25 protein-coding genes are annotated in these 26,121 nt (G+C 63.2%); 11 read left to right on the forward strand and 14 right to left on the reverse strand.

From position 1 onward, the window contains the following. Positions 1-3 precede the first annotated feature (3 nt). The 3 genes from C1A35_RS16770 (at position 4) to C1A35_RS16780 (ending at position 3,723) form a co-directional block, all read left to right on the forward strand. The gene (locus C1A35_RS16770; RefSeq protein ID WP_104665439.1) at positions 4-1,830 is read left to right on the forward strand and encodes an ABC-F family ATP-binding cassette domain-containing protein; all 1,827 of its coding nucleotides are present in this window, start codon (positions 4-6) and stop codon (positions 1,828-1,830) included. A gap of 157 nt (positions 1,831-1,987) precedes the next feature. Continuing rightward, a complete protein-coding gene (locus tag C1A35_RS16775; protein WP_104665440.1) occupies positions 1,988-2,494 on the forward strand; it encodes a MarR family winged helix-turn-helix transcriptional regulator in 507 nt (168 codons plus the stop codon). After that, positions 2,491-3,723 (forward strand): multidrug effflux MFS transporter, encoded by a 1,233-nt coding sequence (locus C1A35_RS16780; protein ID WP_104665441.1) that lies wholly within the window; start codon positions 2,491-2,493, stop codon positions 3,721-3,723. The genes C1A35_RS16775 and C1A35_RS16780 overlap by 4 nt, the downstream gene beginning before the upstream one ends. Positions 3,724-3,815: 92 nt before the next feature. Here the strand turns inward: C1A35_RS16780 and C1A35_RS16785 are convergent, their stop codons facing one another. Next, the gene (locus tag C1A35_RS16785) at positions 3,816-5,033 is read right to left on the reverse strand and encodes an argininosuccinate synthase (protein WP_104665442.1); all 1,218 of its coding nucleotides are present in this window, start codon (positions 5,031-5,033) and stop codon (positions 3,816-3,818) included. Positions 5,034-5,203: 170 nt separating this feature from the next. Between C1A35_RS16785 and C1A35_RS16790 the strand changes: the two genes are divergently transcribed. Further along, positions 5,204-5,845 (forward strand): LysE family translocator, encoded by a 642-nt coding sequence (locus C1A35_RS16790; protein ID WP_104665443.1) that lies wholly within the window; start codon positions 5,204-5,206, stop codon positions 5,843-5,845. Positions 5,846-5,902: 57 nt separating this feature from the next. On the opposite strand, the gene C1A35_RS16795 is transcribed toward C1A35_RS16790, so the two are convergent. From C1A35_RS16795 to C1A35_RS16825, 7 genes are all read right to left on the reverse strand, one after another. Then, positions 5,903-6,697, reverse strand: coding sequence for an ABC transporter ATP-binding protein (locus C1A35_RS16795; protein ID WP_104665444.1), 795 nt, complete (start codon positions 6,695-6,697; stop codon positions 5,903-5,905). Next, a complete protein-coding gene (locus C1A35_RS16800) occupies positions 6,694-7,572 on the reverse strand; it encodes an ABC transporter permease (RefSeq protein ID WP_057254900.1) in 879 nt (292 codons plus the stop codon). Before C1A35_RS16800 ends, C1A35_RS16795 begins: the two co-directional genes overlap by 4 nt. A gap of 214 nt (positions 7,573-7,786) precedes the next feature. Next, complete coding sequence (locus tag C1A35_RS16805) at positions 7,787-8,740, reverse strand: ABC transporter substrate-binding protein (RefSeq protein ID WP_104665445.1); 954 nt, start codon at positions 8,738-8,740, stop codon at positions 7,787-7,789. Positions 8,741-8,878: 138 nt separating this feature from the next. Beyond that, a complete protein-coding gene (gene rlmN / locus C1A35_RS16810; RefSeq protein WP_104665632.1) occupies positions 8,879-10,114 on the reverse strand; it encodes a 23S rRNA (adenine(2503)-C(2))-methyltransferase RlmN in 1,236 nt (411 codons plus the stop codon). A 233-nt stretch (positions 10,115-10,347) separates the two neighbouring features. After that, positions 10,348-10,851: an invasion associated locus B family protein gene (locus C1A35_RS16815; protein ID WP_034803141.1), complete on the reverse strand. Its 504-nt coding sequence runs from the start codon at positions 10,849-10,851 to the stop codon at positions 10,348-10,350. A gap of 397 nt (positions 10,852-11,248) precedes the next feature. Continuing rightward, positions 11,249-11,626 (reverse strand): YkvA family protein, encoded by a 378-nt coding sequence (locus C1A35_RS16820; RefSeq protein ID WP_104665446.1) that lies wholly within the window; start codon positions 11,624-11,626, stop codon positions 11,249-11,251. Between the two features lie 48 nt (positions 11,627-11,674). Next, positions 11,675-11,992: a 4a-hydroxytetrahydrobiopterin dehydratase gene (locus C1A35_RS16825; protein WP_104665447.1), complete on the reverse strand. Its 318-nt coding sequence runs from the start codon at positions 11,990-11,992 to the stop codon at positions 11,675-11,677. A gap of 87 nt (positions 11,993-12,079) precedes the next feature. On the opposite strand from C1A35_RS16825, the gene C1A35_RS16830 reads away from it, so the two are divergent. Next, a complete protein-coding gene (locus C1A35_RS16830; RefSeq protein WP_104665448.1) occupies positions 12,080-12,556 on the forward strand; it encodes a low molecular weight protein-tyrosine-phosphatase in 477 nt (158 codons plus the stop codon). Here the strand turns inward: C1A35_RS16830 and thpR are convergent. Beyond that, positions 12,493-13,083, reverse strand: a complete 591-nt coding sequence (thpR, locus tag C1A35_RS16835; protein WP_104665449.1) for an RNA 2',3'-cyclic phosphodiesterase — start codon at positions 13,081-13,083, stop codon at positions 12,493-12,495. The genes C1A35_RS16830 and thpR overlap by 64 nt on opposite strands. A 114-nt stretch (positions 13,084-13,197) precedes the next feature. Beyond that, positions 13,198-13,839 (reverse strand): arylesterase, encoded by a 642-nt coding sequence (locus C1A35_RS16840; RefSeq protein ID WP_104665450.1) that lies wholly within the window; start codon positions 13,837-13,839, stop codon positions 13,198-13,200. A gap of 66 nt (positions 13,840-13,905) precedes the next feature. Here C1A35_RS16840 and C1A35_RS16845 point away from each other — a divergent pair, with 66 nt between their 5' ends. The 4 genes from C1A35_RS16845 (at position 13,906) to C1A35_RS16860 (ending at position 18,827) form a co-directional block, all read left to right on the forward strand. Beyond that, positions 13,906-14,631 carry an ABC transporter ATP-binding protein gene (locus C1A35_RS16845; protein ID WP_104665633.1) on the forward strand — a complete coding sequence of 242 codons (726 nt, stop codon included), beginning with the start codon at positions 13,906-13,908 and terminating at the stop codon, positions 14,629-14,631. Then, a complete protein-coding gene (locus C1A35_RS16850) occupies positions 14,628-17,180 on the forward strand; it encodes an ABC transporter permease (RefSeq protein WP_104665451.1) in 2,553 nt (850 codons plus the stop codon). The genes C1A35_RS16845 and C1A35_RS16850 overlap by 4 nt, the downstream gene beginning before the upstream one ends. Before the next feature lie 220 nt (positions 17,181-17,400). After that, on the forward strand, positions 17,401-18,147 hold the full coding sequence (locus C1A35_RS16855) for a Bax inhibitor-1/YccA family protein (RefSeq protein WP_104665452.1): 747 nt from the start codon (positions 17,401-17,403) through the stop codon (positions 18,145-18,147). 122 nt (positions 18,148-18,269) lie between these two features. Beyond that, positions 18,270-18,827 (forward strand): GNAT family N-acetyltransferase, encoded by a 558-nt coding sequence (locus C1A35_RS16860; protein WP_104665453.1) that lies wholly within the window; start codon positions 18,270-18,272, stop codon positions 18,825-18,827. 39 nt (positions 18,828-18,866) lie between these two features. Here C1A35_RS16860 and C1A35_RS16865 read toward each other — a convergent pair whose 3' ends face one another. The 4 genes from C1A35_RS16865 to acnA form a co-directional block, all read right to left on the reverse strand. Next, positions 18,867-19,874, reverse strand: coding sequence for an NAD-dependent epimerase/dehydratase family protein (locus C1A35_RS16865; protein WP_104665454.1), 1,008 nt, complete (start codon positions 19,872-19,874; stop codon positions 18,867-18,869). 207 nt (positions 19,875-20,081) lie between these two features. Then, positions 20,082-20,486, reverse strand: coding sequence for a DUF2794 domain-containing protein (locus tag C1A35_RS16870; RefSeq protein WP_199772960.1), 405 nt, complete (start codon positions 20,484-20,486; stop codon positions 20,082-20,084). A 314-nt stretch (positions 20,487-20,800) separates the two neighbouring features. Beyond that, positions 20,801-21,574 carry a DUF1223 domain-containing protein gene (locus tag C1A35_RS16880; protein ID WP_104665457.1) on the reverse strand — a complete coding sequence of 258 codons (774 nt, stop codon included), beginning with the start codon at positions 21,572-21,574 and terminating at the stop codon, positions 20,801-20,803. Between the two features lie 205 nt (positions 21,575-21,779). After that, positions 21,780-24,470, reverse strand: a complete 2,691-nt coding sequence (acnA, locus tag C1A35_RS16885) for an aconitate hydratase AcnA (protein WP_104665458.1) — start codon at positions 24,468-24,470, stop codon at positions 21,780-21,782. A gap of 271 nt (positions 24,471-24,741) precedes the next feature. Here acnA and ccmA point away from each other — a divergent pair, with 271 nt between their 5' ends. Both ccmA and ccmB read left to right on the forward strand, forming a co-directional pair. After that, complete coding sequence (ccmA, locus tag C1A35_RS16890) at positions 24,742-25,392, forward strand: heme ABC exporter ATP-binding protein CcmA (RefSeq protein ID WP_104665459.1); 651 nt, start codon at positions 24,742-24,744, stop codon at positions 25,390-25,392. Positions 25,393-25,440: 48 nt separating this feature from the next. Next, positions 25,441-26,100: a heme exporter protein CcmB gene (gene ccmB / locus C1A35_RS16895; protein WP_104665460.1), complete on the forward strand. Its 660-nt coding sequence runs from the start codon at positions 25,441-25,443 to the stop codon at positions 26,098-26,100. The last annotated feature ends 21 nt before the right edge of the window (positions 26,101-26,121 follow it).

Genomic DNA, 26,121 nt, shown 5'->3' on the forward strand with positions numbered 1-26,121 from the left:
GCCTTGGCGCCTCCCATTCTGAAACTCGACGACATCTTCCTCACCTTCGGCGGCACGCCGCTTCTGGCTGGCGCCAACCTGCAGGTGGAGCCGGGCGACCGCATCTGCCTGGTCGGCCGCAACGGCTCGGGCAAGTCGACGCTGATGAAGATCGCCGCGGGGCTTGCCGAGGCACAGTCGGGCGAGGTGTTCCGCCATCCCTCGGCGACCATCCGCTATCTGCACCAGGCGCCGGATTTCGACGGCTACGACACGGTGCAGGCCTATGCCGAGGCGGGCCTTGGCCCGAGCGACGATCCCTATCGCGTCGCCTATCTGCTGCAGCATCTGGGTCTGACCGGCGAGGAAGATCCGAAGCGGCTTTCGGGTGGCGAAGCCCGACGCGCGGCACTCGCCCGCGTCATGGCGCCGGAGCCGGACATCCTGTTGCTCGACGAACCGACCAACCATCTCGACCTGCCGACGATCGAGTGGCTCGAAGACGAACTCATTCGCAGCCGCTCGGCCCTGGTGCTGATCTCGCACGACCGACGCTTCCTGGAGAAGGTGTCGACCGCGACCGTCTGGCTCGATCGCGGCCAGTCGCGCCGGCTCGACCGCGGCTTTGCCCATTTCGAGGCATGGCGCGACGAGGTTCTGGAGGCGGAAGAACTGGAGCAGCACAAGCTCGGCAAGGCGATCGAGCGCGAAGAGCACTGGCTGCGCTACGGCGTGACGGCGCGGCGCAAGCGCAACATGCGTCGTCTCGGCGAGCTGCAGACCATGCGGGCGACCTATCGTGGCCACAAGGGGCCGCAGGGGACCGTACAGGCGACGGCCGCCGATGCCAGGGAATCCGGCAAGCTGGTGATCGAGGCCGAGAAGATCACCAAGGCCTATGGCGACCGGACCATCGTCGCGCCCTTCTCGATCCGCGTGCATCGTGGCGACCGCATCGGTCTCGTCGGCCCGAACGGCGCCGGCAAGACGACGCTCCTGAAGATCCTGACCGGGCAGATCGAACCGGATACGGGCACGGTGAAGCTCGGCACCAATCTGGAAATCGCGACGCTCGACCAGAAGCGCGAGGACCTCAATCTCGACGACACGCTGGCGCACTACCTGACGGACGGGCGCGGCGACAACCTGCTGGTCAATGGCGAGCAGCGCCACGTCACCGGCTACATGAAGGATTTCCTGTTCCAACCGGAGCAGGCGCGCACCCCGATCCGCGAGCTTTCGGGCGGTGAGCGCGCGCGGCTGATGCTGGCGCGCATCCTTTCGCGGGCAACCAACCTTCTGATCCTCGACGAGCCGACCAACGACCTCGACATCGAGACGCTCGACTTGCTTCAGGAGATTGTCGCCGGCTTTGCCGGAACGGTCATCCTCGTCAGCCACGACCGTGACTTCCTCGATCGCACCGTCACCTCGACGATCGCGCCGGCGAACCCGGATGCGCCGGATGGACGCTGGATCGAGTATGCCGGCGGCTATACCGACATGATGGCGCAGCGCAAGGGCGCGATCGAGGAGAAGCGCAAGGCGGAGAAGGCGGAAAAGGCCAAGGCCGATGCGGCCGCGCCTGCCGCCGAAGCGCCGAAGGCGGCCAAGGGCAAGCTCTCCTACAAACAGAAATTCGCACTTGAAAACCTGCCGAAGGAGATCGCCAAGGCGGAGGCGGAAGCCGCCAAGCGCGAAGAAAAGATGGCGGATCCCAACCTCTTCACAAAAGATCCAAATGCTTTTGCGAAACTCGCCAAGGAACTGGAGAAGCTGCGCGCCGACCTCGCTCGCATGGAAGAGGAATGGCTGGAGCTCGAGATGTTGCGCGAGGAGCTTGAGGGCTGAAGCGCAACCACGACGGTTCCGCGCGTGGTGGGCAGGTAATACGTTGAATCCTTGCAGGTTTTACCGTTAAACTGGTAAAGGAACGACGGTGTCGCGCGTTGAACGTTCTCACAGGGTATGATAAGTAAAGCTTATTATGTCATTGTGAACGATCCCGATGCCCTTCAAGCTTGAATCCGAAACCATTGGAATGCTTCTGACCGATGTCTCGCGCCTCCTGCGCGGGGCCTTCGACCGCAAGGTCAATGCCATGGATCTGGGCATCACGCCCGGCGAGGCGCGCACGCTGATCCAGGTGGCGCTCACCGAAGGCATCAAGCAGGCCGAAATCGCCACGCGCATGGGCATCGAGCCGATGACGCTGTCGGCCTATCTCGACCGGCTGGAGGCGACCGGGCTCGTCGCCCGTGTTCAGGATCCGGCCGATCGCCGCGCCAAGAACGTCGTCATTACCGAAAAGGCCGGTCCACTGCTTCACGCGCTGATGACCGGGCTTCGCGACATGATGAACGCCTATACCGAAGGGCTCGATGCGGAAGCGCGCGCGCTTCTCTGCTCCAACCTGCGCATCCTGCGCGACAACCTGCGTCAGCTCGATCCGTGCCTTGCCGGCAAGGAAACAACAGGGGAGAAGGCCGAAGTCCGGGTCGGAGCCGCGCAATGACGCGTCGCATGAGCGAGCGGCGCACGAGCATCATCGGTGCCTTCCTGGTGGCGCTCGGCCCCGTTTCCATGGCGCTCTATACGCCGGCGATGCCCGAACTGGTGCGGGCCTTCTCTTCCAGCGAAGCGGCGATCAAGATGACGCTGTCGCTCTATTTCGCCGGCTTCGCCTTTGCCCAGCTTGTCTCAGGCACGCTTTCCGACGTCATCGGCCGCCGCCGGGCGACGCTGATCTTCATGGCGATCTACCTCGTCGGCAGCCTGATGGCGGCCTTTGCGCCTTCGGTTGCGGTGCTGCTCGCCGGCCGCCTGGTCCAGGGCATCGGCGCCTCCGTCGGGATGACGGTTGCGCGGGCGATCGTGCGCGACCAGTTCACCGGGACTGAAGCCGCACGCATCATGAACATGATCGGCATGATGCTGGCCCTCGGACCCGCCGTGTCACCGACGCTTGGTGGCCTGGCGCTCGGGCTTTTCGGCTGGCAGTCGATCTTCTTCCTGATGGTCGGTTTTGCCGCCATGGCCTGTTTCACCGTGCAGTTCTTCATGGCCGAGACCGCGACCCCGGATCCGGCCAAGGGCCACCTGAAGCCGATCCTTGCGGCCTATCGGCGGTTGGTGAGCGACAGCCGCTTCGTTTCCTCGACACTCGTGATCGGCGGGGCGGTCGGCGCACTTTATGCATGGGCGACCATGCTGCCCTTCGTGCTGATCAATGCGGTGGGGCTGACACCGACCGAGTTCGGTGTCGGCATGCTGATGCAGTCGGGCCTTTTCTTTTCGGGAACCGTGGTGGTGCGGCTGCTGATGCGGCGTTTCACGCCGCAGGCGCTGGTGCCGGCCGGCCTCGTCTTCATCGGTGCGGCCAGCCTCGCGCTTGCCTACACCATGCACATGCTGCCGCCGAGCTTCCTCTCGGTCATGCTGCCGATCGGGATTTATGCCTTCGGCATCGCCTTCGTCATGCCCTATATGATGACGGCGGCGATGGCGCCGTTTCCGGACATCGCTGGCACGGCGTCGGCAGTGATGGGTTTCGTCCAGATGGGCTCGGGGCTGCTTGGTGGCGCGATCGCCGCTGCGGTCGGCGCTCCGGTGCTGGCGCTCGGCACGATCATCCCGTGCTTCGGCCTTGTCTGTATCGCGAGCTATGTCTGGTATCGCCGCACCGTTCGCTCGCAGCTGCTCGCCGTGCCGGTCAAGGATCCGCTTTCGGGAGCGGCGGAGTAGAACGCCGCGCGGAAAAGGGATGGATTCGGCCTGCATACAAAAAAGCCTCCGCGAGCGGGTCGCGGAGGCTTTCTTTTTGAGCTGTCGTCGCCTTAGCGGTTGCGCGCGGCCAGCGTGCGCAGGCGCAGCGCGTTGAGCTTGATGAAGCCGGCGGCGTCCTTCTGGTCGTAGGCGCCCTGGTCGTCCTCGAAGGTGACGAGCTTGTCGGAATAGAGCGACTTGTCGCTTTCGCGGCCGATGGTCATGACATTGCCCTTGTAGAGCTTCAGCGTCACTTCGCCCTCGACATGTTCCTGGCTCTTGTCGATCGCCGCCTGCAGCATCTCGCGTTCCGGCGAGAACCAGAAGCCGTAGTAGATCAGCTCGGCGTAACGCGGCATCAGCTCGTCCTTGAGGTGGGCTGCACCCCGGTCGAGCGTGATCGATTCGATCGCGCGATGAGCGGCAAGCAGGATGGTGCCGCCGGGGGTCTCGTAGACGCCGCGCGACTTCATGCCGACGAAGCGGTTCTCGACGAGATCGAGGCGGCCGATGCCGTTGTCGCGACCGTAATCGTTGAGCTTTGCAAGCAGGGTGGCCGGGGACAAGCGCACACCGTTGATCGAGACGGCGTCACCACGCTCGAAGCCGATCTTGATGACGGTGGCCTGATCCGGAGCTGCTTCCGGCGAGATCGTGCGCATGTGCACGTATTCAGGGGCTTCCTGGGCCGGATCTTCGAGAACCTTGCCTTCGGACGAGGAGTGCAGGAGGTTGGCGTCGACGGAGAACGGCGCTTCGCCCTTCTTGTCCTTGGCGACCGGGATCTGGTGCTTCTCGGCGAATTCGAGCAGGTCGGTGCGGCTCTTGAACGACCAGTCGCGCCACGGAGCGATGATCTTGATGTCGGGGTTCAGTGCATAGGCCGAAAGCTCGAAGCGGACCTGGTCGTTGCCCTTGCCGGTGGCGCCATGGGCGATCGCGTCGGCGCCGGTCTTCTTGGCGATGTCGATCAGGTGCTTGGAGATCAGCGGGCGGGCGATCGAGGTGCCGAGCAGGTAGACGCCTTCATAGACGGCGTTGGCGCGGAACATCGGGAAGACGAAATCCTTCACGAATTCCTCGCGGACGTCCTCGATGTAGATCTCCTTGATGCCGAGCATTTCGGCCTTCTTGCGGGCCGGCTCGAGCTCTTCGCCCTGGCCGAGGTCGGCGGTGAAGGTGACGACTTCCGCGCCGAGTTCGGTCTGCAGCCACTTCAGGATGATCGAGGTGTCGAGACCGCCCGAATAGGCGAGAACGACCTTTTTCACGTCTTTATGCGATGCCATGGTTTCCGTCCGTCTGGTCTTGGGGAGGGCGGCGATGCCGCGTGTAAATCTGCGGCACTTTAGCCAGAACCTGCTGGGATACAAGCATTAGAACGCCGGATGTCGCGAATCCGTTGGCAAAAGCGCGGGCGCGGGATTAGGGGAGATGAACCTATGCCGAGGAAACGACGATGGACTTCATCCCCAGCCTTCCAACCCTCCTGACCTTTGCGGCTGCGACGCTGCTTCTGGCGGCCACACCCGGCCCGGACATGACGCTGTCGATCAGCCGCGCGCTCGCCCAGGGCAAGAAGGCCGCGCTCTTCGTCGTGCTCGGCACCAGCTTCGGCATCGTTGTCCATACGCTGCTCGCCGCGTTCGGCATCTCTGCGCTGATCACCGCCTCGCCAACCGCATTCACCATCCTGAAGACCGGTGGTGCCGCCTATCTGCTCTGGCTCGCAGTGCAGGCGATCCGCTTCGGCTCCAGCATTTCCGTCCAGAAGGTCGAGGCGACGGAAGGCAAGGCGCTTGCCAATATCTCGGCTGGCTTCTGGGTGAACCTGTTGAACCCCAAGGTCATCATCTTCTTCATGACCTTCCTGCCGCAGTTCGTCAGCGCCGATGATCCCTCGGTCACCGGCAAGCTTCTGTTCCTCGGCCTGTTCTTCATCACCATCGGCATGCCGGTGAACATGCTGGTCGTCTGCACGGCCGACTGGCTTGCCTCCTGGCTGCAGCGCAACAGGGGCGTGATGCGGGCACTCGACTTCAGCTTTGCCGGCGTCTTTTCGGTGTTCGCGGTGAAGATTTTTATGACGACGGCGCGGTAAACAAAAAGCCCGGACATCGTGGATGTCCGGGCCCTGTCATGAAGTAGTCTTCTGTACTCAGCCGATCAGCAACGCGTCGTCGTCGAGCGTCTGGCCGCGGATGCGGCGGAACATGGCGATCAGGTCCTCGACCTGCAATTCCTTGCGGCTGTCGCCGGCGACGTCGAGCACGATCTCGCCGCCGTGCAGCATGATGGTGCGGTGGCCGTAATCGAGTGCCTGGCGCATCGAGTGGGTCACCATCATAGTCGTCAGCTTGCGCTCCGAGACGATCTTCTGGGTGAGGTTCATCACGAACTCGGCCATGCCCGGATCGAGGGCTGCCGTATGTTCATCGAGCAGCAGGACTTCGGAGCCGGCGAGCGTTGCCATCACCAGTGAGACCGCCTGACGCTGGCCGCCCGAAAGCAGATCCATGCGGTCGCCCATGCGGTTTTCAAGCCCGAGATTGAGCTCGCCGATACGCTCGCGGAAATGCTCGCGCCGTTTCGGCCCGAGGGCAGAGGCCAGGCCGCGTGCCTCGCCGCGCCTGGCGGCGAGCGCCAGGTTTTCCTCGATCGACAGCGCGCCGCAGCTTCCCGTCAGCGGATCCTGGAAGACGCGGGCGACGAGGCCGGCGCGGGCAGCCGTGCCCTTGCGGGTCACGTCGGTCTTGCCGATCGTCACCTGTCCGGCACTCGGCAGCACGTCGCCGGCAAGAACGCCGAGCAGCGTCGACTTGCCGGCGCCGTTGGAGCCGATGACGGTGACGAAGGAGCCCTGCTCGATCGTCAGGCTGACGCCGTTCAGCGCCTGCTTCTGCAGCGGCGTGCCCTTGCCGAAGATGACTTCGATGTTGTTGACGCTGATCATGCCGCACCTCCACGACGCAGGCGGGGAAGGACGAGGGCGAAGGTGACGAGCGCCGCGGTCACGAAGTTGAGATCGGAAGCCTGCAGGCCGAGCATATCGGTCGACAGCGCCAGCTGAATGGCGATGCGGTAGAGGATCGAGCCGAGCACGCAGCCGATCAGCGCGATCAGGATGCCGCGGGCGCCAAGCAGCGTCTCGCCGATGATGACGGCGGCGAGACCGACGACGATGGTGCCGACGCCCGAAGTCACGTCGGCGAAACCGTTTGTCTGGGCAAAGAGCGCGCCGCCGAAGGCGACCAGCGCGTTGGAGATCGCCATGCCCAGATAGATCTGGCGGTTGGTGTCGACCCCTTGAGCGCGGGCCATGCGGGCATTGGCGCCGGTGGCGCGCATCGCAAGGCCGGCATCGCTTTCAAGGAAGCGCCAGACGACGATGACGGCGATGACGACGAGCACGCCGATGAACAGCGGCCGGACGTAGAAATCGCGCAGGCCAAGACCATAGAAGGGCGACAGCATTGTGTCGGCATTGATCAGCGCGACGTTGGGCTTGCCCATGACGCGCAGGTTGACCGAGAACAGCGCGATCATCGTCAGGATCGATGCAAGCAGATTGAGGATCTTGAAGCGTACGTTGAGCATCGCCGTGACGATGCCGGCCGCGGCACCCGCGACCATCGCCACGCAAGCGGCAAGCCACGGATTGACGCCGGCGATGATCAGCACGGCAGTGACGGCGGCGCCCAGCGGAAACGACCCGTCGACCGTGAGGTCAGGGAAGTCGAGAACCCGGAATGCAAGAAAGACGCCGACGGCGACGAAGGCGTAGACCAGCCCCAGCTCCACGGCTCCCCAGAAAGCGATAAGACTCAAGCCCAGACCCTCTTTTCTACCTGTCGCGCGTGGTTGTCGTTATGGGCGCGACGCTCCCGCTTGGCGCATTGCGCGATCCGTGACGGCGCACATGCGGCTCAAAACTCTGGAAGGCCGGTATCGCAAGGATCCCGGGCCCTCATAGCGAACCGCCCCCGTATGGAACGGAGGCGGGCAAAACGCAACAAACTTGAACCTGAAAAGGCCGAAAGCCTTACTCAACGACGCGGGTTGCGCGCTTTACGACACTTTCCGGAAGGGTGACGCCCATCTTCTCGGCGGCCTTCTTGTTGATCACCAGGTCGGAACCGGCGGCGACCTTCACGGCGATGTCGCCGGGGTTTTCGCCCTTGAGGATGCGAACGACCACGTCGCCGGTCTGCTTGCCGACGTCATAGTAGTTGAAGCCGAGGGCTGCGAGCGAGCCGCGGGCAACGGAATCCGTGTCGGCGGTGAAGAGCGGCAGCTTGGCTTCTTCGGCAACGGCGACGGCGCCTTCGAGCGCGGAGATGATCGTGTTGTCGGTCGGCACGTAGATCGCATCGGCGCGACCGACGAGCGCGCGGGCGGCACCCTGAACTTCAGCCGACTTGGTGGCGGCGGATTCGACGACGGTCAGGCCGGCCTTTTCGGCTTCGGTCTTGAGCACGGCGAGCAGCGAGACGGAGTTGGCTTCGCCGGAGTTGTAGAGGTAGCCGATCGACTTGGCGTTCGGCAGGATTTCCTTGATCAGCGCTACGTGTTCGGCAACCGGCGACATGTCGGAGAGGCCGGTGACGTTGCCGCCGGGCTTGTCCATGTCCTTGACGAGCTGGGCACCGAGCGGGTCGGAAACGGCGGTGAAGACAACCGGAATGTCGCGGGTCGAGGAAACGACGGCCTGGGCCGACGGCGTCGAGATCGGAACGATCACGTTCGGGCCTTCGCCTGCGAACTGGCGGGCGATCTGGGCGGCGGTTGCCGGGTTGCCCTGGGCCGACTCGTAGATGAACTTGAGGTTCTCGCCTTCCTTGTAGCCGGCGGCTGCCAGCGCGTCCTTGACGCCGTCGCGTGCCGCGTCGAGTGCCGGATGCTCGACGATCGCGGTTACGGCGACGGTCACCTCATCGGCACGGGCGGGCAGGGTGAATGCCACCGTGGCGGCAAGGGCGATGAGAAGTGAGCGCATGGGTTGTCCTCCAATTGATGTCCCGCTTTCTTAGGAAACCGGTGACATGAAATCAATCGATAGGAACTGCATCACCCATCAAAGTTCTTCATCGATGGGTGATGGCGAGGAACGAAGGACCCGAGCGGACGCTTCGTCTCAATCCTCGCCGTGATTGGCGATCATCATCGCCTCGAAGGCGAGGCGATCGACCTTGCGCATGCGCTCGGATTCCGATTTCAGCTGGCCGCAGGCGGCGAGGATGTCGCGACCGCGCGGGGTGCGGATCGGCGAGGCGTAGCCGGCCTGGTTGATGAAGTCGGCGAACTTCTCGATGTGCTCCCAGTCGGAACACTGGTAGTTGGTGCCGGGCCAGGGGTTGAAGGGGATGAGGTTGATCTTCGCGGGCACGCCCTTCAGGAGCTTTACCAATTGCTTGGCGTCCTCGAGGCTGTCGTTGACGTCCTTCAGCATCACGTATTCGAAGGTGATGCGGCGGGCGTTCGACAGGCCAGGATAGGCGCGGCAGGCGTCCATCAGCTCCTTCAGCGGGTACTTCTTGTTGATCGGCACGAGCATGTCGCGCAGGTCGTCGCGCACCGCATGCAGCGAGATCGCCAGCATGACGCCGATCTCCTCGCCGGTGCGGTAGATTTCCGGCACGATGCCGGAGGTCGACAGCGTGATGCGGCGCTTGGAGAGCGACAGGCCCTCGCCGTCAGACGCGATCAAAAGCGCGGTCTTCACGTGCTCGAAGTTGTAGAGCGGCTCGCCCATGCCCATCATGACGATGTTGGTGATCTTGCGGCCTTCGGCGGGCACGATCGCGCCCTGCGGCGTGTCGCGCTCCGGGAAGTCGCCGAGCCGGTCGCGGGCAAGCAAGAGCTGCGCCAGGATTTCCTCGGCCGTCAGGTTGCGCACCAGCTTCTGCGTTCCGGTGTGACAGAAGGAGCAGGTGAGCGTGCAGCCGACCTGGCTCGAGATACAGAGCGTGCCGCGGCCTTCCTCGGGAATGTAGACGGTTTCGATCTCGACCGGTCGGCCGGCGCCGCGCGCCGGGAAACGCAGCAGCCACTTGCGGGTGCCGTCGCCGGAAATCTGCTCCTCGACGATTTCGGGCCGGGCAATGGTGAAATGCTGCTTCAGCATCTCGCGCATGTCTTTCGACACGTTTGTCATGTGATCGAAGTCGGAGACGCCGCGCACGTAGAGCCAGTGCCAGAGCTGGCTGACGCGCATCTTGACCTGGCGTTCCGGCACGCCCTTTTCGACCAGTGCCTTGGCCATGTCCTCGCGCAGAAGGCCGATCAGCGACGGCTTTTCCGCCTCTACGGCTGCGCGTACCTGCGGCGCCTTGGCGATTTCCACCCGGTTCAGAATTTCAGTGGCTGCCATGCTCATGATGTCCTGTCATACGGCGTGAGGCCGTCCGGAGAGCGGGTCCGGAAATCGTCCTGATGCGCGAATTGAAATCGGTCGAGCCATCGAAAGCGGCCAATCGGGGCGCGGAGGCTCTCAAGTTGGCCGGGCTTTAGCATTGTTTTGGCCCGGAGTCACGAGGCAGCCCCCTCGAACGCAAAAGGCCGGCTTTGCAGCCGGCCTTTTGCGCGTGACGTGTCGTCCCGTGATTACTTGCAGGCCTCGATCTGCTTCAGCGCGGCCGAGATGCCCGAGAGCGAGTAGGAGTAGGAGGTTGCCGTGCCCTTGCGCGACTTGGCGTTGACCGACATGGCCTTGCCGTTCTTCATCGCGGCGACGAGTGCCGGCTCTTCAGCAGCGTTTTCCACCCAGGCGGAGTTGCCCTTGGTGAACATCACGAAGGTGCGGCCGTCGATGACGACGTTGACCTTGGAGTTTTCCTGCAGAGCATAGCCCATCATCGCCTGCGGCTCATAGCTGATGTTCTGGCCGGGGCGCTGGGAGACGAGGAAGAAGATGTCGCCGTGGTCGACGCCGGCCGGGCTCTTTTCCTTCGGAACGGAGAGGACGTAGCAGACCTTGCCGCCGCCGGCATTGTAGGAATAGGCGCCCCAGGCGTTGAACTGCTGGATGCGTGTCGGAGACTGGGCGGCAGCCATGCTGGCGGTCGCCAGAACGAGTGCGATTGCCGTTGCGATCTTTCTTACAAACATGAGGTCCTGCCGCTTTTCTTGCTTTTCGATCACCCGAAACAGGTCAGACGGGCGACGCGTAGTCATGATTTGAATTTGTTTTGACTTAATTCAGGTTACCAAACCGTCAACGATGGCCGAAAACCGCGGTTTTAGCCCCGAAACGGAGCAGTTTGCCCCAGTGCACAGTGCCTTTCGACCGCCGATTCGCGCCTTCGCCGAACCGCGGTCGATGCCGGATGCGCGTTGCCTCGGAATGCCCGTTCCAGAAGGTTTCCTGCCCCAAGCCATTGCATGGCGTCAGTCGCGCCAAATCGCGCGACCAGCGTCACTTGCAGATCTATGCCACAAAGAATTGGGCAAGAGTTTGACTTTCGGGCGGGAATGCGGCGCCACAACCGAACGGCTGCCTCCAGCGTCAGCTCTCTGGCGTATCGGCCAGCGTCTCGTCGGCCTTGCTATAGTGCGTTTCCTTGATCTGCCCGCTGATGGCGGCAAAGGCCGCGGTCAAGACGGCGACGTCGTCCGAGAAGCCGACGACCGCCAGCACATCGGGGATGATGTCGATCGGCAGCACGAAATAGGCAAGTGCTGCGAGCAGGATGCCGCGGGTCCGCGTCGGCGTCTTCGGATCGATCGCGCAATAATAGGCCGCCACCAGATCGCGGCTGAAGGGGATCTGGCGCGCTGCCCGGCGAAAGGTCGGCCAGAAGCGGCGCTTGACGCGCTTTTCCCGGCGCTCCTGCTCGGATTCTTCGCCAGGCAAGAGAATTTCACCAATCTTGATGTCGTCCATCGTCCCGCTTCCGCTGTTGCAGCGCTTTCAATATGGGGATTGGCAGGTCTATTTCAAATGGTCGGGCATGCGGCCGGCGGCTGCCTTGTCCATGCGCGCCGCCAGCTTGAAGTCGAGTTCCGTCAATCCGCCGGCGTCATGGGTCGTCAGCGTCACGTCGACGCGATTGTAGACGTTGAACCATTCCGGATGGTGGTTGAGTTTTTCGGCGACGATCGCACATTCGGTCATGAAGCCGAAGGCTTCGACGAAGTTCTTGAAGCGGAACGCCTTCCAGATCGAGTTTCCGTCTTCGCCCCTGACCCAGCCTTCCATCTTGTGCAGATTGTCGGCAATCGTCGCTTCGTCCAGTTTCTCCGCTGCCATCGTCTCTCTCCCTCGCATCCGCCTGTTCTCAGACCGAGCTGTCGCGTATAAGCGTCTGCAATCTCCAGCCTTTCGAAACTGAATAGCATGAAACCGGTCAGAGTTCTTTTCGTTTGTCTCGGCAACATATGCCGGTCGCCGCTGGCCGAGGGGGTGCTGCGGGAACTGGCAGGCCGCAAGGGTCTGAGCCCGGTGCTTACGGTGGATTCGGCCGGCACCGGCGCCTGGCATGTCGGCGATCCGCCCGACCGGCGGTCGATAGAGGCGGCGCGGCGGCACGGCATCGATATTTCGGAGCTGCGCGGGCGCCGCGTGGCGGCGGCAGATTTCAGCGACTTCGACCTTATCCTCGGCATGGACGAGAACAATGTCGGCACCCTGAAAAGGCTGGCGCCGGAAGGCACGGCAGCGAAGGTGCACCTCTTTCTGGATTATGCGTCCGGTGACGGCCAGGACGTGCCGGACCCCTATTACGAAGGGCCGGAAGCCTTCGAGGCGCTTTACCAGATGCTGGAGGCCGGATGCTCGTCGTTGCTCGAAAGGCTCGGCGAACGCGCCTCGTGAAGCGGGAAGACCTCTTCGGTCAGGTACGGTCCGCCGCCGACCGAATCGCGCGAGGAGAGCAGCACGAAGCGGGAGACCGCAAAGAGCGAGGTCATGAAATTGCCGCGCCCCGAAAGGTACTCGACCACATCCTCGACGCGGCTGGAGCGCAATCGCGCAAGCGTCACGTGCGGGGTGAACTTGCGCGGGTCCGGCCCCAGTCCGAGCCTCTGGCAGATGCGCTCGATTTCGGCCTGCAGCGCATACATTTCCGGATGGTTGCTGACGCCGGCCCAGACCGAGTGCGGCTTCTTCGAGCCGAAGGCCCCGGTGCCGGTCAATTGCAACTGAAACTCGGGACGTTCGATGCGATCGAGCTTGTCGATGATCTCGTCGGCGGTGCGCCAGTCGACGTCACCGATGAAGCGCAGGGTGATGTGGTAGTTCTCCACATCGATCCAGCGAGCTCCGGGAAGACCTCCGCGCAGCAATGAAAGACTCATTGCAGCATTGCGCGGAATTTCGAGGGCGGTGAATAGTCTCGGCATGGCGAGCTCCCCGAATCTCTTGCAGATGTCTTAGCGAATCACGCATCGCACCTGCACGCAACTGGTATTTGACACTTCAGAATATTAACGTTCTCTTAACTGTGGACGATGCCATCACTCCGTCTTGTTCAGCGTTGCCAGGAACCGCTCGACGACGGGCAGCGCTCTTTCGACCATGACGCCGACGCCGTCGCCATTGGGATGCATGCCGTCTTCCAGCTTGAGTTTCGCCTCCGTCACCACGCCGTCGAGAAAGAACGGATAGAGCTCCAGCCCGTGTTTTTCGGCGAGCTCCGGATAGATCGGGTTGAAGCGGGCGGCGTAGTCGGCGCCCATGTTCGGCGGCGCCATCATGCCGGCGAGAAGCACCGCAATGCCACGATCCTTGAGACGTGCGATCATCGCCTCGATGTTCTTGCGGGTCTCTTCAGGCGGAATGCCGCGCAACGCGTCATTGGCGCCGAGTTCGAGGATCACGCCCTTGGTACCGTCCGGCACCGACCAGTCGATGCGGGCAAGACCGCCGGAACTCGTGTCGCCGGAAACGCCGGCGTTCGCGATCGTCACGTCGAAGCCCTTTTCCTTCAGCGCCTTTTCCAGTCGGGCCGGGAAGGCGTCCTGCGGCGGGAGCTGATAACCGGCCATCAGGCTGTCGCCGAACCCGATGAGGCTGATCGTCTCGGCACGTGCCGTCCATGATAACGCAAATGTCATCATCAGTGCCAAGAAAACCCGTTGAAATCCTTTTAATGCCATGGGCCTGTTCCTAAATCCCGAATGCCGTTTCTGTTCCCCACTTCGTTTCATATAGGGTTGTTTCGCTTGGCCAGCACCATCATCGAACTCAAAAACGCGGATCTGACGCTGGGCGAGGCGGCCGCCTCGGTGCATGTGCTGAAAGGCATGAGCCTGACCATCGATGCCGGTGAATCCGTCGGCATCGTCGGCCCGTCGGGTTCGGGCAAGTCGACGCTTCTGATGGTGCTTGCCGGGCTCGAGCGGCTGGATCGGGGCGAGATCGTCATCGACGGCACGCCGCTGCACCGGCTCGACGAGGACCGGGTGGCGGATTTTCGCGGGCGCAACATCGGCATCGTCTTCCAGTCCTTCCATCTCATTCCCAACATGACCGCGCTCGAAAACGTCGCCGTGCCGCTCGAGCTTGCCAATGTCGCCGGCGCCTTCGAGATCGCCCGCAAGGAACTCGTTGCCGTCGGCCTTGGCGAGCGGCTCAGCCACTATCCCGGCCAGCTCTCGGGCGGCGAGCAGCAGCGCGTGGCGATCGCCCGGGCGCTGGCGCCCTCACCGAAGCTTCTGATCGCCGACGAGCCGACCGGCAACCTCGATGCCGAAACCGGACGCCAGATTGCCGACCTGCTTTTCGCGGAACAGCGTGACCGCGGCATGACACTCGTTCTCGTGACCCATGATGCCGCCCTTGCCGATCGCTGCGCGCGGCAGGTGCGGGTGCGTTCGGGCGAGATCGTCGCCGGCGGCGAGGCTGGTCCGCTGGCGGCGGCGCCGGTTCAGCAGGCGGCCTCCGCATGACCGGCGCGTCACCGGTTCGGCTGCGGCCGCTGCTTGCCCTGCGGCTGGCGCTGCGCGAGATGCGCGGCGGGCTCAAGGGCTTCTACATCTTCCTTGCCTGCATCGCGCTCGGGACGGCGGCGATCGCCGGCGTCAACTCGCTGTCGCAATCGATCACGGCGACGATCGCCTCGCAAGGGCAGGAGCTGCTCGCCGGCGACATCCGCTTCGAACTCAACAATCGCGTCGCGACGACCGAAGAGCGCGCCTATCTCGACGGTCTTGGAACGGTTGCGGTTTCTGCCGGCCTCAGGTCGATGGCGCGGCTGCCCGACGGCTCCAACCAGGCGCTGGTGGAACTGAAGGCGGTCGATGCCCTCTATCCGCTCTATGGCAGGCTGGAAAGCGAACCCGGCAGGCCGCTGCACGACCTCATCGCCCGCGACGGCGACGTCTTCGGCGCCGTCGTCGCGCCTCTGCTGCTCGACCGCCTGAACGTCAAAGTGGGAGACGAAATCCTTCTCGGCAACGCCCGTGTCCGGATCACCGGCACGATCACGCGCGAGCCGGACGCGCTTTCCGACGGATTCGGCTTCGCGCCGCGCCTGATGGTCTCGGAAGAAGCCTTGGCGGCGACGGGACTGGTGCAGACCGGAAGCCTTGTCGAACACACCTACAAGCTAAAGCTCGCCGACCCGCCACGGGTCGCGACCGTTCGCGCGGAGGCGGAGAAGCGTTATCCGGCCGCCGGCTGGTCGATCCGCACCAGCGGTAACGCAGCACCGGCGCTGACGGCCAACATTACGCGCTTCTCGCAGTTCCTGACGCTTGTTGGCCTGACGGCGCTGATCGTCGGCGGCGTCGGCGTCGCCAATGCGGTGCGGGCCTATCTCGATGCCAAGCGCAGCGTGATCGCGACCTTCAAATGCCTGGGTGCGCCGGCCGCGCTGGTGGCGATGATCTATCTCGCGCAGATCCTGATGATCGCCCTGATCGGCATCGTCATCGGGCTCGCGATCGGCGCGCTGATCCCCTTCGTCGCGGCGCAGTTCCTGGCCGAGCTGCTGCCGATTTCGACCGCCTTCCATCTCTATCCGGGCGCGCTTGGGCTTGCCGCCCTCTTCGGCGTGCTGACGGCCTTGACCTTCGCCATCCTGCCGCTCGGTCGGGCGCGCGCCATTCCGGCGACCGCGCTCTTCCGTCAGCAGGGTTTCGATCCCTCGGGCTTTCCGGCCTGGCCCTATCTGCTTGGCGCCGTCGCGTGTCTTGCCGCGCTCGCGGGCCTCGCGATCTGGACGGCTTACGACCGCTATATTTCGCTTGTCTTCCTCGGTGCGATCGCCTTCGCCTTCATCGTGCTCCGACTGGTGGCGCTCGCGATCGCCTGGCTTGCGCGCCGCAGTCCGCGGGTCAATTCGCCGGCACTCAGACTGGCGATCGGCAACATCCATCGGCCCGGTGCGCTGACGTCCTCGGTCGTTCTGTCGCTCGGCCTCGGGCTCGCGCTCCTGGTGACGCTCGCGCTGATCGACGGCAACCTGCGCCGCGAACTCACCGGCAACATGGCCGAGCGGGCGCCGAACTTCTTCTTCGTCGATATCCAGAGCAACGAGATCGAAGGCTTCCGCGGGGTCCTCAACCAGACGATACCCAAGGGCAAGGTCATCGAGGTACCGATGCTGCGCGGTCGCATCATCGCCTTCAACGGCGAGGACGTGAACAGCCGCAACGTGCCGCCCGCCGGCCAATGGGTGCTGCGCGGCGACCGCGGCATCACCTATGCCAAGAACAAGCCGGAGAACTCGACGCTGTCGGAGGGCGCCTGGTGGCCGGCCGACTACAGCGGAGAGCCTCTCGTCTCGTTCTCGGCGGAGGAGGCCGGAGAACTCGGCCTGAAGATCGGCGACACGGTGACCGTCAACGTGCTCGGTCGCAACATCACCGCCAAGATTGCCAACTTCCGCAATGTCGAGTGGGAATCGCTGTCGATCAACTTCGTCATGGTGTTCTCGCCGAACACCTTTGCCGGCGCGCCGCATGCCTGGCTGGCGACCGTGATCGATCCCTCGGCGACGCCGGAAGAGGAAGCGGCGGTTCTGAAGGCCGTCACCAATGCCTATCCGACGATCACCAGCGTGCGGGTGAAGGACGCTCTCGACATTGTGAACGGGCTGCTCGGACAGCTGGCAACGGCGATCCGGGCGGCTGCGGCAGTGGCCCTCGTCGCCTCCGTGCTGGTGCTTGCCGGCGCGCTTGCTGCCGGCAACCGGGCGCGCGTCCATGACGCCGTCGTCCTGAAGACGCTGGGCGCGACGCGGGCGACGCTGATCAAGGCGTTCAGCTACGAATATGCCATCCTTGGTCTTGCAACCGCAGTTTTTGCGCTGTTTGCCGGCGGTATCGCCGCCTGGTTCGTCGTCAACCGCATCATGACGCTGCCGTCGAGCTTCCTGCCCGACGTGGCGATCGTGACGGTTCTGGCGGCGCTGGTCATGACGGTGGGTATTGGCCTGGCCGGCACATGGCGCATTCTCGGGCAGAAGGCGGCGCCGGTCCTGCGCGAGCTTTGACGGGCCGAGTTAACCGTAAACCCTGTCGCACCGGGCGCGATTCGGTCCGGTGCGACCGAATCCAAAGCGGCCGGGTCTTGTGTACAGCGGGTTTCGGCATCATATTTGTCCACAGGCATGCTGGAGCTCCGCAGCGGCGCCTGGGCGTGGAAGCAAGTCTTCCAGGGCGAACCTCGCCGCCCGACACCGTAACATCCACCGGAGCTTGAATGAGGAAACAATGGCTGATCTGAGAAATTACCAAACCCGAATGTCGCCCGCCGGCGCTCAGGCGGGTGCCGTGATCGACGAAGGCCTTCGCGCATACATGCTGAAGGTCTACAACCTGATGGCGCTCGGTCTGGCGATCACTGGCGTCGCCGCCTATCTGGCGTTCCAGATGGCGTTTTCGGATGGCCAGCTGACCGCCTTCGGTGCTGCGATCTATACGAGCCCGCTGAAGTGGGTGGTGATGCTGGCGCCGCTGGCGCTCGTGTTCTTCATGAGCTTCCGCATCAATAGCATGAGCGTTTCTGCCGCGCAGACGACGTTCTGGATCTATGCGGCCCTGATGGGCCTGTCGCTGTCGTCGATCTTCGTGATCTACACCGGCCAGAGCATCGTTCAGACGTTCTTCGTGACCGCAGCTTCGTTCGGCGCCCTGTCGCTCTACGGCTACACCACGAAAAAGAGCCTGTCAGGCATGGGCTCGTTCCTGATCATGGGTCTGTTCGGCGTCATCATCGCGTCGATCGTCAACATCTTCCTGGCGTCTTCGGCGCTCGCCTTTGCGATCAACGTGATCGGCGTGCTGATCTTCGCAGGCCTTACCGCCTACGACACGCAGAAGATCAAGGAAATGTACTACGAAGCCGATGACAGCACCGTTGCCGGCCGCAAGGCGATCATGGGCGCGCTGACGCTCTACCTCGACTTCATCAACCTGTTCATGTTCCTGCTCCAGTTCATGGGCAACCGGAACAACTAAGTCTGAACAGCAGACGGAAAAGGCGGCTTCGGCCGCCTTTTTTGTTTCCTGAAGCGGCTTGAAAGCGTCCGGGCTCCGTGGGAGTGAAAGGACGACGAAACCTTGGGATCCAGTCTTCCGCCATGTCCTTGACCCTGCGCGACGCCACGCTGGCCGATCTTCCCGTCATCACCGAGATCTATCGCGAATCCGTATTGAACGGTGTGGCGACCTACGAGATCAACCCGCCATCCGAAAAGGAGATGCGGAGCCGGTTCGAGACGATCATCGGCAATGGCTACCCCTATATGGTCGCGGTGGACGGCGACCGGACGATCATCGGTTATGCCTACGCATCCGGCTTCCGCACGCGTGCGGCTTATCGCTTCCTGGTCGAGGATTCCATCTACCTGGCGCCGGAGGCGCGCGGCAAGGGGGCCGGCAAGGCGCTGCTGGTCGAACTCGTCCGTCGCTGCACTGAGCTCGGCTTCCGCCAGATGGTTGCGGTCATCGGTGGCGCCCATCCGGCCTCGATCGCCGTGCACCGCTCAGTCGGTTTCGAGCACCAGGGAACAATGAAGGCGACCGGTTTCAAGCACGGCCGCTGGCTCGACACGGCGATCATGCAGCTTGCGCTCGGCGAGGGCCAATCGAGCGATCCACCGGAGGATGTTTATCCGGATACACTGTACGGAGTCTGATTGCAGTCGGCTCTTTTGAATTGCAGGCCGGCAAGAAGCTTACGGCCGTCCAGGCGGTGAGCCGTTGTTGCGACAAGGCGTTTGCACGGCCGTCGTCGAAGGGGCGGGAAGCCGCATGTTCTCTCGCCACCAGGCGACGGTTCGCGCGATGCCGTGGTCCAACGTGATGCGTGCCTTCCAGCCAACCACTTCCTCTGCCAAAGCTGGAGACGGGCATAGATCGATGTCACCGGATGTGACGGTCCGAAGAAACTCGACCAGTGCCGGGTCCGCGCCGCTTGCTGCAATGATCAGCGTCGCGACCTCCCGCATGGTCGGAGCATGGCCTGAGGCGATGTTGACGATTGATGCCCCCTGTGCGTGCACCATGGACAGACGGTACAGCGCCTCCACAGCATCATCCACGAACAACAGGTCCCGTCGCTCGTTCGGTCGGCGGACGATCGAGTGCTCTCCAACAAGGCAACACCGGATCAATGACGGGATGAGGAACTCGTCTGACTGGTTCGGCCCGAAAACAAGGGAAAGCCGGGCAGTCACGATCGGGAACGGCAATCGCTGCTGCAACGCCTCGACATAGTGGGCGCCTGCAACGAGGGCGGCGGCATAGGTTGTTTTCGGCACTTCCCGCTGTGTTTCCACATGCGGCATGGGAGTTCCACCATAGGCGGCCAAAGTTCCAGCGCGCACGAAAGCGATCGGGGGTACACGCGCCTCGGCGGCTACCGCTATCGTAGACAGGAGGCCGAGCAGATCCTCCTGGACGCTTCCAAAGGCATCGCCGAGCCCGGGTTCCGGCTTACGTCTCGTTGCGGCGGCAAGGTAGAAGACGTAGTGGGGCATGGCCGTCTCAAAGCAGCGCTGAAGTGCCTTGCGGTCGTCCAGGTGCAAAATGTGCAGCTGAATGTCAGCACGTACCTGCTCCAGACGGTGCAAGTTGGTTTCGGGCCGAGCCAGCACGTGGACGGTGTGCTTCTCCTCCAGAAAGCGCGCCACCAGGTGCGAGCCGATAAATCCGGCGCCGCCAATGATCAATACGTTCGCCATCGTCCTCTCCCAGGGAGGCTCTGAAACGCGCTGCGTTTAAACGGCCTCATGCAACGCGCTTTTACGCATGTCGTCGCATAGCCGCTGCGCACTTTTGTGCGAGATGTTCTGGAGCGCCGCGGGTGCATATGAACGCACCAGGACGCTAGCACTTTGATTCTAGATCATCTTTGTGCCTTAAGTGATTCCACTTGAGGGCAGGATGCTCTAGGTTTCCACCAGTCGCAGCACCTTGTCGAACACCTTCAGCACCTGCGCGAGCTCGTGGCCGCGCTTGAGAATGGTGCCGTGGACGTTGAGCACGCTGAAAGCGCCCTGCTTTGCCGCCAGTTTCGGATTTTTTTCGATCCGATAGAGCGGCATCTCGCCCGAACGCTTGAACACCGAAAAGACCGCGCGATCCTTCAGGTGGTCGATGGCGTAATCCCGCCACTCACCTTCGCCGACCATGCGACCATAGACCCAGAGGATTTGGTCCAGCTCACGGCGATGAAAGGTGACGGGGAGGGGGTCCTTGGCGTTCCTGTATTCGTGAAAATCGACAACCACATCCGAAGTGGTGTGGCGCTGAAGTCGCGCCTCGCCTTCCGGCAAGTCCGGCTCATCGGTCATCGGCAATCCGGCCTTCTGTTGTGACAGAACGATAACAGTGTGCCTGACACGAGCCGAAAAGCAAGCCAGAAGCCATGGGACGGTGACGTCATTTCTTGCCTCTGCCCCATTTCAGTCAAACCGGCGCCCCAATTCATCGCAAAACTCGCGAGCGCTGACGGACAGAGTCGTTGCCACCGTATGTCCGGTCAGGTCGTCATGCTGCGGGAGTTCACCGAACGCAGCCATGGCCGGTTCGGTCCGGTAACTTCGAACCCTCAGCCCCAGCCCCTCGATGCTGCCGGGCCGAACCAACCCCTTGCGCTTTGCCGCCCTTACAATTTTCCCTGAGGGCCGGCGAGCACGGCCGCGGCGCCGATGATCGCGCCCGGCGTTTCCTTGTCTTTCATCGACTGCAGCAGGATCGCGCAACCGCTGTTGCCGGGGCGCTCTGTCAGCACCGTTGCCGGCAGCGTGAACGTTGCGGGCTGGCCGTCCCACATCCCGATCGTCTGGATGTCGCGCACCGCATGCCAATAGGGGATTTCCTTGCCGGTGTTCTCGCCCTTCTCCATCTTGACGACTTTCGCGCGATCGAAATAGACGACGACGACATTGGCCTTGCCGATGCCGTTGCCGATCGTGATCTGGATTTCGTCGCCGAGGATCCTGGCGTCGACGGGAACGGCAAGTCCCTTGCCTTCCGCCTTCATCGTTTCCAGCCGTGCCTTGATGGCCTGCAGGTTGCCGCCGTTCAGGTGATCGCGGCCGTTCAGGATCGCCTGCGGTGTGTAAACGCCGTTGCGCCCGAGCATGCGCGCATAGGCATATTGCCGCTCGGTGTTTTCCTTCGATGCCAGCGTGTCGGCCCAGCCGAGATAGTTCCAGTAATCGACGTGATAGGCGAGCGCCACCACATCGCCCTCGTCGACCAGCGTCTTCAGCGCCGCGTCCGCCGGCGGACAGGAAGAGCAGCCCTGGCTCGTGAACAGTTCGACAACGCCCTTGACCGCCTGTTTCTCCTGCGCCCCGGCAGGGGCACCGGCGGCTGCGAGCAGCCCGAAAGCCAGTGCAACAGGACGAATGAAAGAACGGTCTGCGGATGTCATGGCGTCACTTCGTTACCGGCCGTCGGCCTACTCCTTGTGGGGGAGTTCACTACATACGACGGCGCTCCATCAACGGGAAGTCACGTTGGAGTGAGGTGGCAGGTGAGCGCGATCCAGTACCGGATCGCCTGCGGGTGCCCCTCAAGGAAAGAGCCGGGGCGCCTTTCGGCGTCCCGGCTCCAGAGCCTTGAACGTGGTCGTGCGATCAGGCGGCGAGGTCGCGCAGAACCGTCTGCAGGATGCCGCCGTTGTTGACGTAGGTGACTTCGTCCAGCGTATCGATGCGGCAGACGAGCGGCACGTCCTTCACGCTGCCGTCGCCATAGGTGACCTTGGCAACGCGCTTTTCGCGCGGCTGGACGTTGGCGAGGTTCTCGATCGTGACGATCTCGTCGCCCTTGAGGCCCAGCGATTCCCAGGTCGTGCCTTCCTCGAAGACGAAGGGAATGACGCCCATGCCGACGAGGTTCGAACGGTGGATGCGCTCGAAGGACTGCGCGATGACGGCCTTGACGCCGAGCAGGTTGGTGCCCTTTGCAGCCCAGTCGCGCGACGAACCGTTGCCGTATTCGACGCCGGCGAAGATGACGAGCGGAACGCCCTCTTCCTTGTACTGCATGGCGGCGTCGTAGATCGACATCTCTTCCTTCGACGGATAGTGGATGGTGTAGCCACCTTCCTTGCCGTTCGGGCCGAGCATGTGGTTGCGGATGCGGATGTTGGCAAAGGTGCCGCGCATCATCACCTCATGGTTGCCGCGACGCGTACCGTACTGGTTGAAGTCGGCAACGCCGACGCCATGACCGATGAGGTAGGCTCCGGCCGGCGAGGCGGCCTTGATCGAACCGGCCGGCGAGATGTGGTCGGTGGTGATCTTGTCGCCGAAGAGACCGAGCACGCGCGCGCCCTTGATGTCGGAGATGCCCGAACCGGACTTGCCCATGCCGACGAAGTAGGGCGGGTTCTGCACGTAGGTCGAGGCATCGTCCCAGGCGTAGGTCTGGCCCGGAGGAACCTGCACGGCCTGCCAGTTTTCGTCGCCCTTGAACACGTCCGCGTACTTGGTCGCGTAGAGTTCGCGGGTGACGTACTTGAAGATGAACTCCTGGATTTCCTTCGAGGTCGGCCAGATGTCCTTGAGGTAGACCGGCTTGCCGTCCTTGTCCTCACCGATCGGCTCCTTGGTCAGGTCCTTCTGGACCGTGCCTGCGAGCGCGTAGGCGACGACGAGCGGCGGCGAGGCGAGGTAGTTCGCCTGGACGTCCGGCGAGATGCGGCCCTCGAAGTTGCGGTTGCCGGAGAGAACGCCGGACGCAATCAGGCCTTTGTCGTTGATCGTCTTCGAGATCGGTGCCGGCAGCGGGCCGGAGTTGCCGATGCAGGTCGTGCAGCCGAAGCCGACGAGGTTGAAGCCGAGCGCGTCGAGATCCTTCTGCAGGCCGGACTTGGCGAGGTATTCGCCGACGACTTGGCTTCCCGGTGCGAGCGAGGTCTTGACCCACGGCTTGGACTTCAGGCCCTTGGCAACGGCGTTGCGGGCGAGAAGGCCGGCTGCGATCAGCACCGACGGGTTGGAGGTGTTGGTGCAGGACGTGATCGCGGCGATCGCGACGTCACCATGGCCGAGGTCGAAGTCGGTGCCTTCGACCGCATAGCGGTTCGAGAGCTGGCCCGGCTTCTTGTAGTCGTTTTCGAGAGCGGTTGCGAAACCGGAGGCGATGTTTTCGAGCGCGATGCGGCCTTCCGGACGCTTCGGACCGGCCATGGCCGGAACGACGTCGCCGAGGTCGAGTTCGAGCGTGTCGGTGAAGACGAGCTCGGAACCGTCACCGTCGCGCCACATGCCTTGCGCCTTGGAGTAGGCTTCGACCAGCGCGATGCGCTGCTCTTCGCGGCCGGACATGGTGAGGTAGTTGATGGTTTCGCTGTCGACCGGGAAGAAGCCGCAGGTCGCGCCGTATTCCGGGCCCATGTTGCCGATGGTGGCGCGGTCGGCGAGCGTCATGTTGTCGAGGCCCGGGCCGAAGAATTCGACGAACTTCGAAACCACGCCCTTCTTGCGCAGCATCTGCACGACCATGAGCACGAGGTCGGTCGCCGTGACGCCTTCCTTCAGCTTGCCGGTCAGCTTGAAGCCGATGACTTCGGGCAGGAGCATGGAGACCGGCTGGCCGAGCATGGCAGCTTCCGCTTCGATGCCGCCGACGCCCCAGCCGAGAACGCCGAGACCGTTGATCATGGTGGTGTGGCTGTCGGTGCCGACGCAGGTATCCGGGTAGGCGGTGACGACGCCGTCTTCTTCGCGGGTCCAGACCGTCTGGCCCAGATACTCCAGATTGACCTGGTGACAGATGCCGGTGCCGGGCGGAACGACGCGGAAGTTCTTGAACGCCTGCTGGCCCCACTTCAGGAAGCGGTAGCGCTCGCCGTTGCGCTCATACTCGAGCTCGACGTTGCGGGCAAAGGCGTTCGGCGTGCCGAATTCGTCGACGATGACGGAGTGGTCGATGACGAGATCGACGGGAACCAGCGGGTTGATCTTTTCCGGGTCGCCGCCGAGCGAAACCATGGCGTCGCGCATCGCGGCGAGGTCGACGACGGCGGGAACGCCGGTAAAGTCCTGCATCAGCACGCGGGCCGGACGGTAGGCGATTTCGTTTTCAGCCGTGCCCTTGTCGTTGAGCCAGGCGGCAACGTTCTCGATGTCCTTCTTGGTGACGGAGCGGCCATCTTCGTTGCGCAGCAGGTTCTCGAGCAGAACCTTCATCGAATAGGGCAGCTTGGATACGCCGGCGAGACCGTTCGCCTCAGCCTTGGGCAGGCTGTAATAGACGTAGTCGACACCGTTGACGGTGAGCGTGGAGCGACAATTGAAGCTGTCTAGGGATTTGGACACTGGATAATACCCCGTTCCGTCTGATCGCCAAAAACTGACGTACGAACGCCCGAGCGCTTGTGAAGCGCGAATTGGGATGCGGGTGCGGCCATTTCCGCTGTCCGTACGTGGAAATTCATTCCATGTTCGGCGCTAGGATGAAATTCACGCCGACCGCTGGCGTGTTGGCCGCCTTATAGATAATTTCTCCAAAACGTGCCAGAGCAACGAAGGTCGAAACGGGACTTTTTTTTGCCCTGCGACAAAGAGAGTGAAGGGAAGCTGAAAATTCATGCGCCTCATGGCTGAAGGGTTGAGCGCAAAGCGCGGTGAGGACCTGATTTTTAACGATATTTCCTTCGTTCTCGACGCCTCGGAGGCCCTTGTCGTGACGGGTCCGAACGGCTCCGGCAAGTCGACTTTGCTGCGGGTTCTGGCGGGGCTGTTGAGGCCCGAAAGCGGCCACCTGAAACTTGAGAATGGCCCCCCGGAAATAGCCCATCCATCCGAGCTCAGCCACTATCTCGGACACCGCAACGCGATGAAGCGCGAACTGACCGTCGCGGAAAATCTTTCCTTCTGGCGCGACTTCATGGGCGATTCGCCCGGAGGGCGCGGCGCCACGCTCGCCGAGGCTGTCGAAGCGGTCGGCCTCCCGGATATCGCCCATCTGCCCTTCGGGTATCTTTCGGCCGGCCAGCAGCGGCGCATGGCGATGGCCAAGCTCATCGTTGCCTATCGCCCGATCTGGATCCTCGACGAGCCGACCGCAGCGCTCGACGCCGGCGCCGACCGGCTGTTTGCCGATCTGGTGAAGGCGCATCTTGGCAAAGGCGGCATCGTCGTTGCGGCGACACACCAGCCGCTCGGGCTCGACCGCATGAAGGAACTGCACATGACGGGGTTCGAGCATCTGGCAGGAGATCACTGGCATGATGCATAGGGACGCAACGCCTGGAAGCCGCCCTGTGCCGTGCCGGAGAATGCCGGCATGATGGCGCTGTTCTTCCGCGATCTCAAACTGTCGATCCGCGCCGGCGGCGGGGCGATGATCGGCGTGCTCTTCTTCATGACGGTGGTCGCGGTCATTCCCTTCGGTGTCGGCCCGGATCTCAACCTGCTGTCGCGGATCGGCCCGGCGATCCTGTGGATCGGCGCGCTGCTCGCCTCGCTGCTCGGTCTCGACCGGCTGTTCCAGGCCGAGCGCGACGACGGCTCGCTCGACCTGATGCTGATGCAGGAAACGCCGCTGCTCTTCACCGTCTTCGTCAAATGCGCCGCCCACTGGGCGGCAACCGGCCTGCCGCTGGTGATCGCTTCGCCTTTGCTCGGGCTCTTCATGAACATGAGCGAGATCGCGATCGGCGCCACGATGCTGACGCTTCTGATCGGCACGCCGGCGATCACCTTCATCGGTGCCGTTGGTGCGGCCGTCGCCGTGTCGCTGCCGCGCGGCGGGCTCCTGGTCTCCATCCTGGTGCTGCCGCTGGCGATCCCGGTGCTGATCTTCGGCGTCAGTGCCGTCTATGCGGTGATCGAGGACCCGGCGCCGTTCCTGCCGCCCCTGATGATCCTTGCGGCGATTACCCTGTTCTTCGCCGTTATCGGTCCGGTTGCCGCAGCCGCTGCCCTTCGCCACGCGTCCGATTGACGCAATCGGGGCAGATTTGGC

Origin of the sequence: Ensifer adhaerens, from assembly GCF_002940685.1 — a bacterium.
GTDB classification, from domain to species: Bacteria; Pseudomonadota; Alphaproteobacteria; order Rhizobiales; family Rhizobiaceae; genus Ensifer; species Ensifer adhaerens_E.